General features: G+C 42.0%; 12 protein-coding genes and 1 pseudogene. 10 read left to right on the forward strand and 3 right to left on the reverse strand.

Translation table 11 applies throughout. The annotated features are described in order from the left end of the window. The first annotated feature begins 66 nt into the window (after positions 1-66). The 3 genes from ACY3FQ_RS05510 (at position 67) to ACY3FQ_RS05520 (ending at position 2,852) form a co-directional block, all read left to right on the forward strand. Positions 67-1,386, forward strand: a complete 1,320-nt coding sequence (locus ACY3FQ_RS05510; RefSeq protein ID WP_114836827.1) for an adenylosuccinate synthase — start codon at positions 67-69, stop codon at positions 1,384-1,386. Positions 1,387-1,586: 200 nt separating this feature from the next. Next, positions 1,587-1,892, forward strand: coding sequence for a hypothetical protein (locus ACY3FQ_RS05515; RefSeq protein ID WP_489773681.1), 306 nt, complete (start codon positions 1,587-1,589; stop codon positions 1,890-1,892). A 186-nt stretch (positions 1,893-2,078) separates the two neighbouring features. After that, positions 2,079-2,852, forward strand: coding sequence for a M48 family metallopeptidase (locus ACY3FQ_RS05520; protein ID WP_004696181.1), 774 nt, complete (start codon positions 2,079-2,081; stop codon positions 2,850-2,852). A gap of 126 nt (positions 2,853-2,978) precedes the next feature. On the opposite strand, the gene ACY3FQ_RS05525 is transcribed toward ACY3FQ_RS05520, so the two are convergent. Together ACY3FQ_RS05525 and crp are read right to left on the reverse strand one after the other, a co-directional pair. Then, positions 2,979-4,028 carry an NADP(H)-dependent aldo-keto reductase gene (locus tag ACY3FQ_RS05525; RefSeq protein ID WP_489773682.1) on the reverse strand — a complete coding sequence of 350 codons (1,050 nt, stop codon included), beginning with the start codon at positions 4,026-4,028 and terminating at the stop codon, positions 2,979-2,981. A 185-nt stretch (positions 4,029-4,213) separates the two neighbouring features. Beyond that, on the reverse strand, positions 4,214-4,921 hold the full coding sequence (gene crp, locus ACY3FQ_RS05530) for a cAMP-activated global transcriptional regulator CRP (protein WP_004696183.1): 708 nt from the start codon (positions 4,919-4,921) through the stop codon (positions 4,214-4,216). 147 nt (positions 4,922-5,068) lie between these two features. Here crp and ACY3FQ_RS05535 point away from each other — a divergent pair, with 147 nt between their 5' ends. From ACY3FQ_RS05535 to ACY3FQ_RS05545, 3 genes and pseudogenes are all read left to right on the forward strand, one after another. Beyond that, positions 5,069-5,491, forward strand: a complete 423-nt coding sequence (locus ACY3FQ_RS05535; protein ID WP_004982311.1) for an OsmC family protein — start codon at positions 5,069-5,071, stop codon at positions 5,489-5,491. Positions 5,492-5,881: 390 nt separating this feature from the next. Next, positions 5,882-8,461: an ATP-dependent chaperone ClpB gene (gene clpB / locus ACY3FQ_RS05540; protein WP_489773683.1), complete on the forward strand. Its 2,580-nt coding sequence runs from the start codon at positions 5,882-5,884 to the stop codon at positions 8,459-8,461. Between the two features lie 381 nt (positions 8,462-8,842). Beyond that, positions 8,843-9,976: pseudogene (locus tag ACY3FQ_RS05545) on the forward strand (DUF945 family protein). A gap of 123 nt (positions 9,977-10,099) precedes the next feature. Here the strand turns inward: ACY3FQ_RS05545 and rlmKL are convergent. Then, entirely contained in the window at positions 10,100-12,304 is a 2,205-nt protein-coding gene (rlmKL, locus tag ACY3FQ_RS05550) for a bifunctional 23S rRNA (guanine(2069)-N(7))-methyltransferase RlmK/23S rRNA (guanine(2445)-N(2))-methyltransferase RlmL (protein ID WP_087012145.1), read from the reverse strand. A gap of 231 nt (positions 12,305-12,535) precedes the next feature. On the opposite strand from rlmKL, the gene ACY3FQ_RS05555 reads away from it, so the two are divergent. From ACY3FQ_RS05555 to ACY3FQ_RS05570, 4 genes are all read left to right on the forward strand, one after another. After that, positions 12,536-12,889, forward strand: coding sequence for a hypothetical protein (locus tag ACY3FQ_RS05555; protein WP_004696191.1), 354 nt, complete (start codon positions 12,536-12,538; stop codon positions 12,887-12,889). A gap of 286 nt (positions 12,890-13,175) precedes the next feature. Next, positions 13,176-14,192 (forward strand): aspartate carbamoyltransferase catalytic subunit, encoded by a 1,017-nt coding sequence (locus ACY3FQ_RS05560; RefSeq protein WP_126037213.1) that lies wholly within the window; start codon positions 13,176-13,178, stop codon positions 14,190-14,192. 10 nt (positions 14,193-14,202) lie between these two features. Continuing rightward, positions 14,203-15,438 (forward strand): dihydroorotase, encoded by a 1,236-nt coding sequence (locus tag ACY3FQ_RS05565; RefSeq protein ID WP_126037210.1) that lies wholly within the window; start codon positions 14,203-14,205, stop codon positions 15,436-15,438. Between the two features lie 160 nt (positions 15,439-15,598). Continuing rightward, on the forward strand, positions 15,599-17,056 hold the full coding sequence (locus ACY3FQ_RS05570) for an OmpA family protein (protein ID WP_126037208.1): 1,458 nt from the start codon (positions 15,599-15,601) through the stop codon (positions 17,054-17,056). Positions 17,057-17,134 lie beyond the last annotated feature (78 nt).

Genomic DNA, 17,134 nt, shown 5'->3' on the forward strand with positions numbered 1-17,134 from the left:
CTTCTTCAGGTAAGCTAAAACCTGAGAAGTTCTTCAATTTTAACAGCATGATGCAATGAGGCTATTATGGGCAAGAATGTTGTGGTACTCGGTACCCAATGGGGCGACGAAGGTAAAGGTAAAATCGTCGACCTGCTCACAGATCAAGCGGCTGCGGTCGTTCGTTATCAAGGCGGACATAACGCAGGTCATACACTTGTCGTTGGTGGTAAGAAAACTGTATTACACCTCATTCCATCTGGTATTTTACGTGAAAACGTACTGTGCTTAATTGGTAATGGTGTGGTGCTTTCTCCTGCAGCGCTCATCAAAGAGATGGACATTCTTGAAAAAGAAGGCGTACCAGTTAAAGAACGTCTACGTATTTCTCCGAACTGTCCACTGATTTTGCCAAACCATATTGCACTTGACCAAGCGCGTGAAATCAAGCGTGGTAATGCGAAAATTGGTACCACTGGTCGTGGTATTGGCCCTGCGTATGAAGACAAAGTTGCACGCCGTGCAATTCGTGTTGCAGATTTGGTTCGTGGTGGCGAGCATCTTAAAGCTCAGTTAACTGAACTTCTTGAATACCATAACTTCCAATTAACACAATTCTACGGCGTAGAAGCAGTTAAATTAGAAGATGTACTTGCGCTGTGTGATCAATGGCGTGAAGTGGTTGCACCACTTGTGATTGATGTCACTACAGAGCTGCATAATTACCGTAAAAATGGTGATAACATCATGTTTGAAGGTGCTCAAGGCTCCCTTCTAGATGTTGACCATGGTACATATCCGTATGTAACGTCTTCAAACACGACTGCTGGTGGCGTAAGCTCAGGTTCTGGTTTGGGGCCTTTACATCTTGACTATGTATTGGGTATTACTAAAGCATACACAACACGTGTAGGTGCAGGTCCGTTCCCAACTGAGTTGGTTTATGACGCTGCAAATGACGTAGGTGATGCGATTGGTAAGCACTTAGGGACTGTAGGTTCTGAATTTGGTGCCTCTACGGGTCGTCAACGTCGTTGTGGTTGGTTCGATGCTGAAATCCTTCGTCGTTCTGTAGACGTAAACTCACTTTCAGGTATTTGCTTAACTAAACTTGACGTTCTTGATGGTTTAGAAGAAGTGAAAATCTGCGTAGGTTACGAAGCTGCTGATTCTGGTTGTGTTGGTTCTTCTGATGCGCTTGCATTTGAAACTTTAAAACCAATTTACGAAACGATGCCAGGTTGGTCTGAGTCTACCTTTGGTGCGAAATCAATGGATCAATTGCCACAAGCAGCGATCAACTATGTAAAACGCATTGAACAGTTAATCGAATGCCCAATCGATATCATTTCTACAGGTCCAGACCGTGAAGAAACGATTGTTTTACGTCATCCATTTGACGCTTAAGCGATAAAGCATTGAGTAAAAAACCCTGTCTAGTACAGGGTTTTTTACTTGTGCGGTATATCTGTGCATGAGCATTACTGGTGTTGATTTAAGCTGCTGAGCTGGAACGATTTTCCCGACTAAAGTTGCATGAATAAGCACGACATAATGTATACGTGCTTGATAGAATAAAATGCACAATAAACAGATGAGCAGGCAGGATGCAAAAGAATATCGCGGGAACTATTTTTTACTCACTACTTTTTGCTATGGGTGGTGCGCCAACAATCGCGATGATGATTATTCAAGGGCAAACCACCGATCCAGCCGTGATTTATAGTGCACTCATTGGATTGTCTGTGATTATTGCTTGTGTCTTGGTGCCGATCATATTGCTCCAAAATGCATTTCTGTTTGCAAAGCGTAAAAGTGCAACCCTTGAGGAAAAAATTGAACCCTTAAGCCACCTGTATTTGGGTTTAAATATTCTGTGTTTGGTTTATTGGCTTTTGATTCAGTTTATGTAAGTAGGTTTAAGGTGGTGTGTAGATATCGCTTTAGCGCGGAAATTTGGCTTATTGTGCTTAATTGTGAAGATATTTTTACATAATTGCTATGATAAAACGCGGTGATGATATTTAACACTTTAAATCTATTCAATATAATTCAGCACATTATGTAAAATGCTTTGAGATGGATGGAGTTAAGCAATAATGAAAAATAAAATATTAATGAGTTTGTGTGCAGCAAGTGTGGTTACCATTTCAGGTTGTGCAACTTTTGCGGAAGTGGCAGGTGCGGACACTGCAACATTAAATGCAGCAGCAACCCAAGGCTTCAACAAAACAGTGAATGAAGCACGGACCACAAAGACCCTAGATACCTCATCAACAACGTATAAGCGTATTTATGGTGTATTCAATCGCTTGAAGCCATATGCCGATCAAATGAATCAAACTGGAACGAAATTTGACTGGCAGTTGGCAGTACTTAAGTCAAATCAGGTCAATGCCTATGTTGCGCCTGGTGGTAAGGTGGTGTTCTACACAGGTATTGTAGATAAATTGAACCTAACGGATGCTGAAATTGCAGCGGTGATGGGACATGAGATGGTGCATGCTTTAGAAGAGCACTCGAAGAGTAAGGTTGGTGCGCAGGCATTAACGGATTTGGCATTGGGAATTGGTCTAAGTGCAGCAGGTGTAGGTCAAACGGGTTCAGCAGCAGCGCAGCTAGGTAGTCAAATTGGTATTGGTTTGCCTTACTCACGTAGCCTAGAAAGTCGTGCAGACCAAGGCGGCTTAATGTTGATGGCTAAAGCAGGCTATAACCCTCAAGCCGCAATTAGTCTGTGGGAAAAAATGAATAAGCTTGATGGAGCAGGCGGTTCTTCATTCCTGTCGACACACCCGTCAAATAGTCAGCGTATTGAAGCAATGCGTAAGAACTTAGCCGCTGCTCAAGCGGTTTATAATCAAAGACGTTAATTTGTTTTTGAGTAAAAAAGGACGCCAAGGCGTCCTTTTTTACTGTCAGTTGATGATTTTGAAAATCATCAACTATTTGTGACAGGTGAAGTAGTACTTCACCTGAACAGCTAATATAAGAAATATCTATGGCGCAGGATTAGGTTGTTGCTGATGGATAGCTTGAATACCCTGTAAAACATCTTCGGATAAATCAATTTCAAAGGCTTGAATATTTTCTTTCAGCTGGTCTAAGTTGGTCGCACCAATAATCGTACTGGTCACAAAAAACTGCTGCTTGATGAAGGCTAAAGCCAGTTGCGTCGGCGTTAAACCGTGATGTTCAGCCAGTTGCGCATACTGTTCTGTTGCCCATTCACTCTCTGGGTTGCTATAACGACTAAAGCGGCTGAAAAGCGTCACGCGAGCATTCGCTGGGCGTGCACCATTACGGAATTTACCTGTAAGATAGCCAAAAGCGAGTGGGGAGTAGGCGAGTAAACCAACGCCTTCATATTTCGCAATTTCTGACATACCAATTTCATAAGTACGGTTCAGTAGGCTATATGGATTTTGCACACTGACAAATTTAGACAGGCCGAGCTGTTCTGCAATCTGCAGGAATTTCATGGTGCCCCATGGTGTTTCATTAGATAAGCCAATATAACGAATACGCCCTTTTTGAATCTCTGCTTCTAATGCTTGTAGTGTTTCTTGCAAAGAGGTCACGGTTTGCGTGTTCTGGGCTTCACTGTTTTCATAGCCTAATTTGCCGAAAAAGTTGGTTGGGCGCTGTGGCCAGTGTAGTTGATATAAATCGATATAATCGGTCTGTAAACGCTTTAGGTTGCCATCTAGGGCAGAAGAAATGTCGGTTGCATTAAAACGAGTCTGTCCATCACGAATATGACTACCACCTTGAGATGGCCCTGCAATTTTAGAGGTTAGAAAGAGCTTGTCTCGACCGCCGCGCTGGGCAATCCATTGGCCAATAATACTTTCGGTCGCACCTTGGGTTTCAGGTTTTGGGGGAACAGGGTACATTTCCGCAGTGTCCCAAAAGTTAATGCCTTGCGCCAAAGCATAATCAAGTTGTTCAAAGGCTTCAGCTTGAGTGTTTTGCTCACCAAAGGTCATGGTGCCGAGACAAATTTCAGGAACCAAAATGCCTGTATTGGCTAAGGGTTTAAATTGCATTCAACATTTCCTTTTATGGACTGCGTTTTTTCGGTCGAAATAGATTACACAGTTATGCCCAGTAGGTTAAATCACTATTTTTACAAAGTTTGTCATGATTTTGTCAAAGCAGAAGCAGATTTAAAGACATAAAAAAAGCAAATCCTAAGATTTGCTTTTGGCTGTATCAGCTATGGAGAAAAGTCTTATTCTTCGTCTTCATAGTCATCAGCATTCGCTTTTGACTCTTCTAAAGAGGCATCAAAAATTAAGATGGCTTTACCATCAGTTTCGATCATGCCTTGCTCTTCGAGTGTTTTCAAAACACGACCAACCATTTCACGTGAACAACCGACAATACGTCCAATCTCTTGACGTGTAATACGAATTTGGCGGCCATTTGGTAAAATCATCGCTTCAGGTTGCGAAGATAGGTCGATTAGGCAACGTGCAATACGACCTGAAACATCGATAAATGCAAGGTCAGTCACTTTGCGAGTGGTATTTTTTAGACGGCGTACCAGCTGTGCAAATACTGCATAGCTCAGGTCAGGGTATTGTTTGCTGAGTTCATGGAAGTTTTCATAAGTCACTTCAGCAATTTCGCAGACATCACGGGTACGCACTTCAGCAGTACGTTGTGAGTTTGCTTCGAATAGACCCATTTCCCCAAAAAAATCACCCGCATTTAAATAAGCGACCACGATTTCACGTTCATCGTCTTCACGCAGAATAATGGAGACAGAACCTTTTAAAATCAAATATAAAGATTTAGATTCTGAGCCTGCATCTACGATGGTGGTACGCTTAGGATAACGATTAATATATGCGCGTTTTAATAATGCTTTGACTGACTCGGGGAGTTGACCTGGAGACAGCGCATCAGTGCTTAATTGTGAAAAGCTTGAAGTCATGCTAACGGTTCCGAAAATGGATAAAATATAGATCGCACAGACCTAGGGTGAACTTGTCACACAGTCAGAGCTGAAATTCCTTATCAACTCAATTTATGTTAGTGTACAGTCACTTCGTCAATCTATAGCTTTTTTTAGGTACTTGCAATGCAAACAACTGTTCATTGGTTAGAGAATGTTGCTTTCGAAGCAAAAACTCAAAGTGGTCACAGTGTTATCATGGATGGATCGCCAGAATATGGTGGTGAAAACCGTGGTCCAAGACCAATGGAATTGATCCTGACGGGACTGGGTGGTTGTGCCTCTTTTGACATCGTGACCATACTTAAAAAATCACGCCAAGAAATTACCGATGTACGCTGTGAACTCAAGGCAGAGCGGGCAGATAGCATCCCTGCAGTGTTCACAAAAATCCACTTACATTTCGTGATTACGGGTCATGCGGTGAAGGAAAAACAAGTCGCAAAAGCTGTGGAATTATCGGCAGAAAAGTACTGTTCTGCGAGCAAAATGTTGATGGATGGTGGGGTTGAAATCACCCATGATTTTGAGATTATTGAAGCAAATTAAACGCTGACTTTTAAGTCATTTGAGGCTGATCTAGTGATCGGCCTTTTTCATGTTTCACGCTTTTGTTTTGATTCCGTAAACTGGGACACAATTCATCACACGAATAAATAGAAAAATGCGTTGCTTGTTTGAATAATAATTGATCAAATGATTTTGGTTGTCACGGATTGATAGGTCGTCGTGGTCTTTAATACATAAATAATCTAGGTTGGCGCTTGAAAATAAGGCGGGTAAGACCCATCTTATAACCGAGTCTTATGAATTTATTGTTAATATAAGCTAATGAAAAATAAGTTAAAATGTAGAAAAATTAATTAAATTTGAATTGAATTTTGAGCAATTGTTCCCATATATCCATCAAGTTCGAAATTTGTTGTGAGGAAAACAAGAATGCGATTTGAAAAATTCACAAACCGCTTACAGCAAGCTCTCTCAGATGCTCAATCACTTGCAGTGGGGAAAGACCATACCGCAATTGAAGGTATTCATATCTTATCAACATTGTTAGAAGAAACCTCTAATCTGAGTTTGTTGCAACAAGCGGGTGCCAATTTACCTGCTTTACAAAGCAAATTAAAACAAGCACTAGCTGATGCACCAACACTGACTAATCCCACAGGAGACGTCAACTTAAGTTCAGAGGCAGTCAAAGCGCTGAATTTGGCAGATAGCTTCGCGCAAAAAGCAGGTGATGAGTTTTTGTCTACCGATTGGGTGATGCAAGCCTTGGCCGAAGTGGGGGCAACTAAAACGCTACTCAACAGTGTGGGCGTGCAAGCAGAAAGCTTACGCAAAGTCATTTTAAAAATTCGAGGTGATGAGAAAGTCATGAGCAACAATCATGAAGATCAACGTGATTCTCTAAATAAATACACCATTGATTTAACAGAACGCGCACTTGCAGGTAAGTTAGATCCTGTGATTGGGCGTGATGATGAAATTCGTCGTACCATTCAAGTTTTGTCGCGTCGTACCAAAAATAACCCAGTGTTGATTGGTGAACCAGGGGTGGGTAAAACAGCCATTGTTGAGGGCTTAGCACAGCGGATTATTAACCGTGAAGTGCCTGAAAGCTTACAAGGTAAACGTGTTTTATCCTTAGATTTAGGTTCATTGCTTGCAGGTGCTAAATACCGCGGCGAGTTTGAAGAGCGCTTAAAAGCAGTACTGAAAGATTTGTCTAAACAAGATGGTGAAGTCATTTTGTTTATCGATGAATTACACACGCTGGTGGGCGCAGGTAAAGGCGATGGTGCGATGGATGCAGGTAATATGCTCAAACCTGCTCTGGCACGTGGTGAGTTACGCTGTGTCGGTGCAACCACATTAGATGAATATCGCCAATTCATTGAGAAAGATGCTGCGCTAGAGCGTCGCTTCCAAAAAGTGTTGGTCGATGAGCCAAGTGTGGAAGACACCATTGCGATTTTACGTGGTCTGAAAGAGCGTTACGAAGTGCACCATGGTGTGAAAATTTTAGACTCTGCCATTATTGCAGCAGCGAAAATGTCACATCGCTATATCACCGACCGTCAATTGCCTGATAAAGCGATTGATTTGATTGATGAAGCGGCTTCTCGTATCAAAATGGAGCTGGACTCTAAGCCAGAAGCTTTGGATAAACTTGAACGTCGTTTGATTCAATTGAAACTGCAACTTGAAGCAGTGAAAAAGGATGAAGATGCCGGTAGTCGTGCGGAAGTCGCTCATCTTGAAAAGCAAATTAGCGAAGTTCAACACGAATACAATGATCTAGAAGAGGTTTGGAAAGCTGAAAAAACCTTAGTTGAAGGCACCAAACAAGTTCAAGCTGAATTGGATCAGGCTCGTATTGCGCTGCAAAAAGCGCAGCGTGAAAACGACTTGGGTGAAATGTCGCGTCTTCAGTATGGTGTGATTCCAGAGCTGGAAAAACGTCTCAATGAAGAAGAAGTCGTTGAGGAAAAAGAAGAGCCAAAACTACTGCGCAACAAAGTCACTGACAATGAAATTGCAGAAGTCGTTAGTGCTGCTACGGGCATTCCAGTGGCTAAAATGATGCAAGGTGAACGTGAGAAACTTCTCCATATGGAAGAGTTCTTACATAACCGTGTCGTCGGGCAGGATGATGCTGTGGTTGCAGTATCTAATGCGGTTCGTCGTTCGCGTGCTGGCTTATCCGATCCGAACCGACCAAGCGGCTCGTTCTTATTCTTGGGCCCAACTGGTGTTGGTAAAACAGAGTTGACCAAAGCACTGGCAAACTTCTTGTTTGATAGTGACGATGCCATGATTCGTATCGACATGTCCGAGTTTATGGAAAAACACTCTGTCAGCCGTTTGGTGGGTGCACTTCCTGGTTATGTTGGCTACGAAGAAGGTGGTGTATTAACCGAAGCTGTACGTCGTAAACCGTATAGTGTCGTGCTATTCGATGAAGTGGAAAAAGCACATCCTGATGTGTTTAACATCTTGCTCCAAGTATTGGATGATGGTCGTCTAACGGATTCACAAGGTCGCGTGGTTGACTTTAAAAATACCGTGATCGTCATGACATCGAATTTAGGTTCGAGTGATGTGCGTGAGTTGGGTGACAATCCTTTGGATGAAGAAGTGCGAGCAGTGGTGATGAATGCCGTGACGCAACATTTCCGTCCAGAGTTTATCAACCGTATTGATGAGTTAGTGGTTTTCCATTCACTCAAAAAGGCGCAAATTCGTGGTATTGCGAATATTCAATTGGATCGTTTACGTGATCGTTTGGTTGAAAAAGATATGCGCTTAACGGTGGATGATCAAGCCTTTGACTTATTGATTGACGCTGGTTTTGACCCTGTATACGGTGCACGTCCATTGAAACGTGCCATCCAGCAACAGGTTGAAAACAACTTAGCGCAAAAAATATTGTCTGGTTACTATGTGGCTGGAGACAATATCATGATCACTGCACATGATGGTCAGTTGAGCTTTGATAAAGTGAAAATGAGTTAATCATTTACATGGTTCATTGAAACTAAAAAACCCAGCTTCGGCTGGGTTTTTTATTGCGGGACAGAAATGTTAAAAGATGACATTTTTAAGCCAAAATGTGACGTAAGTTTTCATATTTATGTGATGGGTGTGGCATCTAAGTGGTTTATTCGCAAAACAATTATCTTTATTTGAAGATTCTCTTTATAATTTATATTAATAAAAAACAAACAACTTGAGATAGAAGAAATGACTCAATTGAAGTGGGGTATTGGAGGCGTACTTACGCTTGCTGTGGTCGCAGTAGGGGGTAATCTTTATGCAGATAAAAGTTTGAAGGCTTATTATCAACACAGCACCAAACAGTCGAATGATTTAAATTTGCAATATCAACAATTTCAAATGGGGGCTTTAAATGGCAGTGCGAACTGGACCGCTGAATTAGTACTAGACCCATGTAAACCGAAAGAAGTGATCCAATTGAAGGGGCAGGATCATATTCAACGGAGTTGGAATGGATATGCGATTCGTTCAGATATTAATATTACGCAAGCACCTGGCGCACTTCAGTCTTTGTTGAAGGAACCACTTAAAGTACAAAGCAAAGTGAATTGGTTGGGTACTTTGAATAGTACCTTGACTACGCCAGTGATTACCCGCAATGAGGCTCAACTCCAGTCTAGATTAGACCCGATGACATTAAAGTTTCGGGCAAAACCGATCGAACAACAGCTTAAGATACTGGATTTACAGCTTGAAATTCCGAATCTAACAGTCACCGATCCAAATATACATTTGCAAATGGTGGGGCTAAAGCTAGAAAGTAACCAAGGGCTCAATGGTGAATATCTTGAGGCGGGTGAAACCAAAATTCAGATGGATTTGTTGAAAATGTCAGATCGTGATATCAATAAACCTACCAATGCCGAACTGAAGAATTTTAGTATAGAAACGCAAAGTGAACTGACAGACTGAGTTGTAAACACTGAAATGTTGTTGCGTCTAGATGAAATGAAAATGCCTTCAGCACCCGCAGTCCAAAACGTGCAGTTTAATTTTAATGTGCTCGATGTAAACCGACAAAAATTACAGACGCTGTTTGATATTTTGGCGAAAACTGAAAACAGTTGTTTGGCAAAAGAGGCAATGGAAAAAGATATGGAGCCTGCTTTATTGGCAGTGATCAATGAAGGTTTCCGTTTTGAATCCAAAGAGAACCAATTTGCTATTGGGGAAGGGGTTGCACAAGCGAATGTGACGGGACGTATTATGCCGAGCCATCAATCGACGCTGATGAGTATGGTGAAAATGATGCCGAGTTTAATGGAATACAGAGCAGATATTCAGTTTGATAAAAATATGATCTCGCGCATCATGAATAATTATCTGCAAAAAGGAGGCATCAGCATGTCTGATCAAGAGATCGAAAGCATGCTTTCGACGATGCAGAGTTCAGGGCAGGTGAAACGTGAAGGGAATGTCATGAAAATGTCAGTTGATTACAAATATGGGCAAACCAATTTCCTGACTGAATAATGTAAAAGATAATGATCTAACATAATAAAAGGGACGTATTTCGTCCCTTTTTTATATCTGAACATTGTCTAATACATAATTTAGTGAAGATGAAATGCCAGCGGGTATTTCATCTTCAGTGCATTAGTTTTTTGGATGGGTAATTTTCCACGCACGATGGATTTTTTGATTGCGCTTGAAATCTGGCCCAATGGTTTCACTGGTAATTTCTTCGACATCAAAGAACGCTAAAATTTCTTCGTCCATTTCAAAACCACGGTAGTTGTTCGAGAAGTACAAGGTACCATCCGTAGTTAAACGGTTCATTGCACGTTTCAGCAAGGATAAATGGTCGCGTTGTACATCAAAGGTACCGTAGAACTTCTTCGAGTTTGAGAAGGTTGGTGGGTCAATAAAGATCAGCTCATATTGCTCATGACCTTCTTTTAACCACTCAAAACAGTCGCTGGCAAAGAACTGATGTTGTTCATCGGCATGATCGACCGTTAAGCCGTTCAAGACGAAGTTCTCTTTAGACCAGTTCAAATAAGTATTTGAAAGATCGACGCTGGTGGTACTTGCTGCACCGCCTAAAGCTGCATGTAAGCTGGCTGTAGAGGTATAGCTATACAAGTTCAAGAAGTGCTTACCACGCGCTTCTTGTGCGATGCGTAGACGGATTTGACGGTGGTCTAAGAACAAGCCAGTATCTAAGTAATCAGTTAAGTTCACTAAGATTTTTGCTTTGCCTTCTTGCACGATAAAACGCTTAGAAGCAGTACTTTGCTTGGTATATTGAGTTTTACCTTCTTGGCGAGCACGTGTTTTGATAAAGATCGCATCACGGCCTAAACCTGTCACCGCACGAATGGCCTGTAAAGCAAGATTGAAGCGTTTCTTGGCTTTTTCAGGATCGATTTTTTTCGGTGGCGCATATTCTTGGACATGTAAGCGTTCGCCATACAAATCGACTGCAACGTTAAAGTCTGGAAGATCGGCATCATATAAACGTAAACAGTGAATGTTTTCTTTCACTGCCCATTTCTTTAAGGTCTGCATGTTCTTTTGTAAACGGTTAGCAAAGTCTTCAGCGCCTTCAATTGCTTCAAACTGTTGCGGTTGCCATGTTTCCAAGAACGGCTTGATCACTGCAACAGGTTTAACTGAACCTGAACGCACGTAAATTGGCAGTTTACCATTCATCAAACGCATGGTTTGTGGGTCATTCAGCGCCAATACATCAGCTTGCTCAACGGCTGCAGCGATAACTGCTGCGGTTTGATTTGGGAAGTTCTTTTGCAGTAAAGCAGATAAGCCTAAATATAAAGCACGGTTTGAGGCTTTATCACCCAAACGCTCACCATAAGGTGGGTTGGTCACAATAAAGGCTGTTTTTCCTTCGGCTTCAAAGTTCGGCCAGTCGGCTAAAGTCCGTTCTTCGATTTGGATCTGGTCAAGTACACGTTCAAAACCAGCAGCAATAATATTTTGCTTGGTGGCTTTTACTGCTTCCCAGTCTGCATCAAATGCGTAGAACTTAGGAAGGGGTTGTTCCAAGGCTGTTTGATGGCGTTCAGCTGCTTCCGCTTTAATGCTCATCCACAGATCATGGTCATGGCCATTCCAGCCATTGAAACCGAAACGACGAACTAAACCAGGTGCGCGGTCAGTCAGCATCATTAATGCTTCAATAATGAACGTCCCAGAACCACACATTGGGTCAAGGAAAATATCGGGTCTTTTTGTAAGGAGCTTGGCTTTTTGTAAAATCGCAGCAGCTAAATTTTCTTTAATTGGGGCATCGGTCATATAACGACGGTAGCCACGTTTATGCAATGAATCACCAGATAAGTCTAAACAGTAGGTGTGTTCAGTTTTTCCTGCGAGTGCATAAATGGTAATTTCAGGTTGCTTAATATCAATACTTGGACGTTTACCGACAGCTTCCATGAATGAATCGACGATACCGTCTTTTACGCGTAGAGTTGCAAACTGGCTGTTCACCTTAATTTCACGTTCAATATGTAAACGAACGGCGAAGGTGCTTTGTGGTGCAAAAATTAGCGACCAATCAAAGTTCATTGCACCTTCGTAGAGCTCTTCAGCGACATCACGTGCGTCATGGCTAAATTCCAGCTCATGGACATGAATTGGTGTGAGTACACGCGAAGCAAGACGCGACCACATACAAATGCGATAGGCATGTTCCAGTGTACCTTTGAAAACTAAACGCCCAGGAAAACGTTCAATGTTTTGAACACCTAAACCTTCTAATTCTTCTTGGAGTAAGGTTTCTAAGCCATCGGCACACGTAACCCAATAGCTGCTTAAACGCGAAGCGGTTTTCATAAATTTGAGAGACCAAAATAAAACAAAATAAACTCGCTAAAGTTTAACGTATTTTGCCTCTGAATGGTTTTTTAAATATGCTTCTACTCAGCGGAAATATCAAAATAAATGAATCACCATGTGAACAATAACGTTTTTGGTACGTATTTTGCTAAATCCTTGCAAGTTTAATTTGCTGACTGATTTCTGATAGATCGTTAGTAAATATTTTTCACTTGAAAGGGGATGAATATGTCGACCAAGTTAGATCGCGGTGTTGTAAGCCATGCTGATGCTTTTTCAATTGCAACTTTACTTTATGCACGTCTGCGCCGTGTATCGGGGCGTGTGATTGATGTGATGTATTTGGTGGAAAATCCAAGTTATGCACGTCAGATGGCAGAGCTTGCTTTAAGTACAGAAGATGCTGAACTGATTCGATTGGTGAGTCGTTTAGACAGTGTCATGGATGTTTTTAACTATGAAGAAACCGCCGTGATCGAAAAACCTAAACAGGTCGACACGACACGACATGAGTTGGAAGCCACTGAAGAAGAAATCTACCGTGCCCAGGTGTCACATCACTATATTGGCGCTTTACGATAAGAATCGCTGAAGTTGAATCGCTCTCGCAAGAGAGCTTTTTAAAATGTCCGCTTGGGATAAGTGAGATAAGAAACTCTATTGAATTGATATTTATAGCAATTTGATGGACTCAAAATTTAGCTAATTTAGCCTTTGATGGTTTAATTTAACTGGTTGAAATAATAGATAAGAATTTCATAATCTTAGTTTTGAAGCCGATGATAATTAAGGCAATTGTTTTAAACTGAGGTCCAAATCAAAAAGAAAATCTGTATAATGCGTTAACTTAACGTACAAGGAATCTCTCATGCACTTGGCAGCATTGCATACTCCGAGTCAGATTCAACTCAACCAAGATGGTCATCTCAAACACTTCCTCACCATCGAAGGTCTTTCTAAAGAAACTCTTACAAAAATATTGGACACCGCGCAGTCCTTTTTTAATGACCAAAATCAGCTGATTACCAACAACCTCTTAGAAGGTCGAACGGTAATGAACCTTTTCTTTGAAAACTCAACCCGTACTCGTACCACTTTTGAAGCAGCGGCAAAGCGTCTTTCTGCAAATGTATTAAATATTGATATTGCACGTTCAAGTACTTCCAAAGGGGAGACGCTCAGAGACACTTTGTGGAACTTAGAAGCGATGGCTGCGGATATTTTTGTGGTACGTCATTCTTCGTCGGGTGCGGCACATTTTATTGCCCAAACCGTTTGTCCGCATGTTGCAATTATCAATGCAGGTGATGGCCGTCATGCGCATCCAACACAAGCTATGTTGGACATGCTGACCATTCGCCGTGAAACCAAAAAGAAATTTGAAGATATTTCAATTGCCATCATTGGTGATATTAAACACTCACGCGTGGCGCGTTCAGATGTTGCTGCATTACAAACACTGGGGTGTAAAAACATTCGTGTAATTGCACCGAACACGTTGCTGCCATACGGCTTTGATGAATATGGTGAAGGCGTACGTCTATTTAATAACATGGAAGCAGGGATTCAAGATTGCGACGTGATTATTACCTTACGCATTCAAAATGAACGCATTGATTCACCTGCGCTGTCATCTCAAGCTGAATTCTACAAAATGTACGGTTTAAACAAAGAGCGTCTGGCAATGGCAAAACCTGATTGCATCGTGATGCATCCGGGGCCAATGAACCGTGGTGTAGAGATTGATTCCAGTATTGCCGATGGTCCACAGTCTGTGATTTTAAATCAGGTGACCAACGGGATTGCTGTACGTATGGCAGTTTTGGCGCTTGCAATGCAAGGTCAACTGCAAGAGCAAGGTTTGTTAGACGCGATTGCTGGATAAGGAATAAGTCATGACTGTGGTAAAAATTGAAAATGTACGTGTTCTTGACCCAATTCATCGAACAGATACGGTTCAAACGGTTTATGTGGAAAATGGCAAGTTGGTTGCTGAAACAGCCAATGTCACTGAAACCATTGATGGTCAAGGCAAGTGGTTGATGCCAACCATGGTGGACTTATGTGCACGCCTACGTGAGCCAGGTCAGCAGCAGCACGGGACATTAAAATCAGAAGGTCGTGCTGCGCGTGAAAATGGTATTTTGCATGTGTTTACACCGCCAGACTCAAAACCGATTGTGCAAGACAATGGTGCTTTGATTCATGGTTTGATGGAAAAAGCGATGCTGGATGGCGGCATTTATCTGGAAGTGATTGGTGCTCAAACCCAAGGCTTACAAGGCAACCAACCTGCAAATATGGCGGGTCTCAAAAAGGGTGGTTGTACAGCCGTTTCAAATGCCAATGCGCCTTTTGCAGATGACGATGTGGTGCTGCGCACTTTAGAATACGCAGCAGGTCTTGGTATGACGGTGGTGTTTTATGCCGAAGAACCGCAAATTGCCAAAGATGGCTGTGTCCATGAGGGCTTTGTGGCATCGCGTCAGGGCTTACCGACCATCCCTGCGATTGCCGAAACCATTGCGATTGCCAAGTATTTACTAATGATTGAAGCGACGGGTGTTCGTGCTCACTTTGGCTTATTGTCTACAGGCGCTTCTGTCGATTTGATCAAAATCGCTAAAGATAAAGGCCTGCCAGTCACTTGTGATGTGGCAATGCATCAGCTGCATTTAACAGATCAGTTGATTGATGGCTTTAACTCACTTGCACACGTCCGTCCTCCGTTACGTGCTGAGTCGGATAAAGAGCTCCTTCGCCAAGGTGTGAAAAGTGGAGTGATCGATGCGATTTGTACGCATCATGAACCGCTGAGCAGCTCTGCAAAGCTAGCACCATTTGCTGAAACACAGCCAGGCATTACCGCTTTTGATACCTATGTAGCTTTCGGTGTGCAATTGGTGCGTGAAGGTTTATTTAGTCCTTTGGAATGGGTCGAAAAAGTCACGATTGCACCTGCCACGGTAGCCAATATGCTTGAACGTTGGACTGCTGAAGCGGGCTGGGTGTTGGTTGATCCTGAGTTAGACTGGATTGTGAATAAAGACAATATTTTGTCACAAGGTAAAAATACACCTTTGATCAATCAAGTGGTGAAAGGAAAAGTTCTAAAAACTTTTGCAGCTTAAATATTGCCTTAAACGTGGATTAAAAAGTCAGCTTCGGCTGGCTTTTTTATTGGGCCTAGATAAAACTGATGCAAATACAATATTTTACAAAGTATAAAAAATGAACAGATAAACTGAAAAATGACGATGAAAACAATGAGAAAAAGTGGGGTAAGACTTCATGAATGTCGATTTTATGGATTTACTAAAACAAAATGTCTCTGCAATTGTTTTAGAGGGTGATACACAAAATTTACTTGAAAAAAATCAAGCAATTCAATCCTTTTTACCAATTTTACTGTCTATATTAAAGTCAAAATCTGAACTGATTCCTGCATTTCAGCAGCAGTTGAATCCACGTCTTAATGATGCTTTTGCATCGAATGTCAGTCTCAAGCAACAGTTCTTGGAGCATGTCCGCGGGCCAGCACCCGCAGATGAAATTGAAAGTACCTTGAGCCGTTCAATTACACCTGCATTAGCATTTTTAGCCACAGAGGCAGGCTCTTCAGAACCTGAAGCGATTTCCCATTTACTACAGGTCAACACAGATTCTATTAGTCGTGCGTTACCTGAGTGGGCAGGTGCATTACTGGCCGGATTAGGGGCAAATACCTTACAAGGACAAGCTACACATGTTGCACCTGCAAGCGTACATGCTACAAAAGTAGATGAAAAACGGTCATTTTTACTGCCAGTTTTGGCTTTAATTATTTTTGCGGCATTGTTTGCTTTTATCTTTAGGGCTTGTACCGACAAAATCACGACTGAAACAGTACCTGCTGCAAATGTGAATGCCAGCCAACCCGCTAAATTTCAAATCACCACAGGGGCAACAGGAGACTTGGTCACTTGCCAAATTTTCTCAGCCAATGCGGCTTATGTTGAAATTTTACAAAAAGAAGTAAAGCAAATTTTTAATAACAGCATCGGTTGTGGTGCAGATATGCAGAGTATGTATCACACTGAATTTATCGACCAAGATGCGATACCCAGTGTCATCAGTGCATTGAAAGGTGTGCCAAATATAAATTTAACATGGTTTGGCAATCAGTTATCGATTCAATCACAAGATCCAGCCAATGCACTTAAAGTGGCAGATCAAATTAAACCTTTACTGCGTAATATGACAGTTGTGACGCAGCAACCACTGGATGTCAACCGTGCCGTGGATACCAGTATTAGTGATGCTGAGCGTGCGCTGGCAGAAATTAATCCTGAGCAAATTCGAGCACTAGACGTTGCTACGGCATTGAATTTGCAAATTATTAACTTTGATACAGCTTCATTGGCGATACCTGATGTCAATAAGTCGATTTTGGATCAGGCCGCGGCGCTGATGCAAAAAGCACCTCAAGTCAAACTGACCGTGATGGGGCATACAGATGCAACGGGAGATGCGGCAGTCAATAAAACCTTGTCACAAAATCGAGCACAAGCGGTGGTGGATTATTTAATTTTTAAAGGCGTCGATCCTGCGCAGTTGCGAGCGATTGGTTATGGCCAAGAAAAGCCAATAGCAGATAATCAAACTGATGAAGGCAAGTTTAAAAACCGCCGTATCGAGTTTGAGATTTTAAATACAGACTCGGGTGTGGTGCGTGAAGTGGATGATCGTGGTGTTGAAAAGGTTAATTAAGCGATGTTTTAACCCTGCTACGGCAGGGTTCTTTTATATAGCTACTCGCATAAAAGCTTATTTTTTGGTTAAATACGC

The sequence above is a fragment of the Acinetobacter sp. AB03 genome (assembly GCF_058107045.1).

What these genes read in the sequence shown, in the direction of transcription:
- ACY3FQ_RS05510 (WP_114836827.1), top strand. Translation starts at nt 67, where the DNA reads ATGGGCAAGAATGTTGTGGTACTCGGTACCCAATGGGGCGACGAAGGT.
- ACY3FQ_RS05515 (WP_489773681.1), top strand. Translation starts at nt 1,587, where the DNA reads ATGCAAAAGAATATCGCGGGAACTATTTTTTACTCACTACTTTTTGCT.
- ACY3FQ_RS05520 (WP_004696181.1), top strand. Translation starts at nt 2,079, where the DNA reads ATGAAAAATAAAATATTAATGAGTTTGTGTGCAGCAAGTGTGGTTACC.
- ACY3FQ_RS05525 (WP_489773682.1), bottom strand. Translation starts at nt 4,028, where the DNA reads ATGCAATTTAAACCCTTAGCCAATACAGGCATTTTGGTTCCTGAAATT.
- crp (WP_004696183.1), bottom strand. Translation starts at nt 4,921, where the DNA reads ATGACTTCAAGCTTTTCACAATTAAGCACTGATGCGCTGTCTCCAGGT.
- ACY3FQ_RS05535 (WP_004982311.1), top strand. Translation starts at nt 5,069, where the DNA reads ATGCAAACAACTGTTCATTGGTTAGAGAATGTTGCTTTCGAAGCAAAA.
- clpB (WP_489773683.1), top strand. Translation starts at nt 5,882, where the DNA reads ATGCGATTTGAAAAATTCACAAACCGCTTACAGCAAGCTCTCTCAGAT.
- rlmKL (WP_087012145.1), bottom strand. Translation starts at nt 12,304, where the DNA reads ATGAAAACCGCTTCGCGTTTAAGCAGCTATTGGGTTACGTGTGCCGAT.
- ACY3FQ_RS05555 (WP_004696191.1), top strand. Translation starts at nt 12,536, where the DNA reads ATGTCGACCAAGTTAGATCGCGGTGTTGTAAGCCATGCTGATGCTTTT.
- ACY3FQ_RS05560 (WP_126037213.1), top strand. Translation starts at nt 13,176, where the DNA reads ATGCACTTGGCAGCATTGCATACTCCGAGTCAGATTCAACTCAACCAA.
- ACY3FQ_RS05565 (WP_126037210.1), top strand. Translation starts at nt 14,203, where the DNA reads ATGACTGTGGTAAAAATTGAAAATGTACGTGTTCTTGACCCAATTCAT.
- ACY3FQ_RS05570 (WP_126037208.1), top strand. Translation starts at nt 15,599, where the DNA reads ATGAATGTCGATTTTATGGATTTACTAAAACAAAATGTCTCTGCAATT.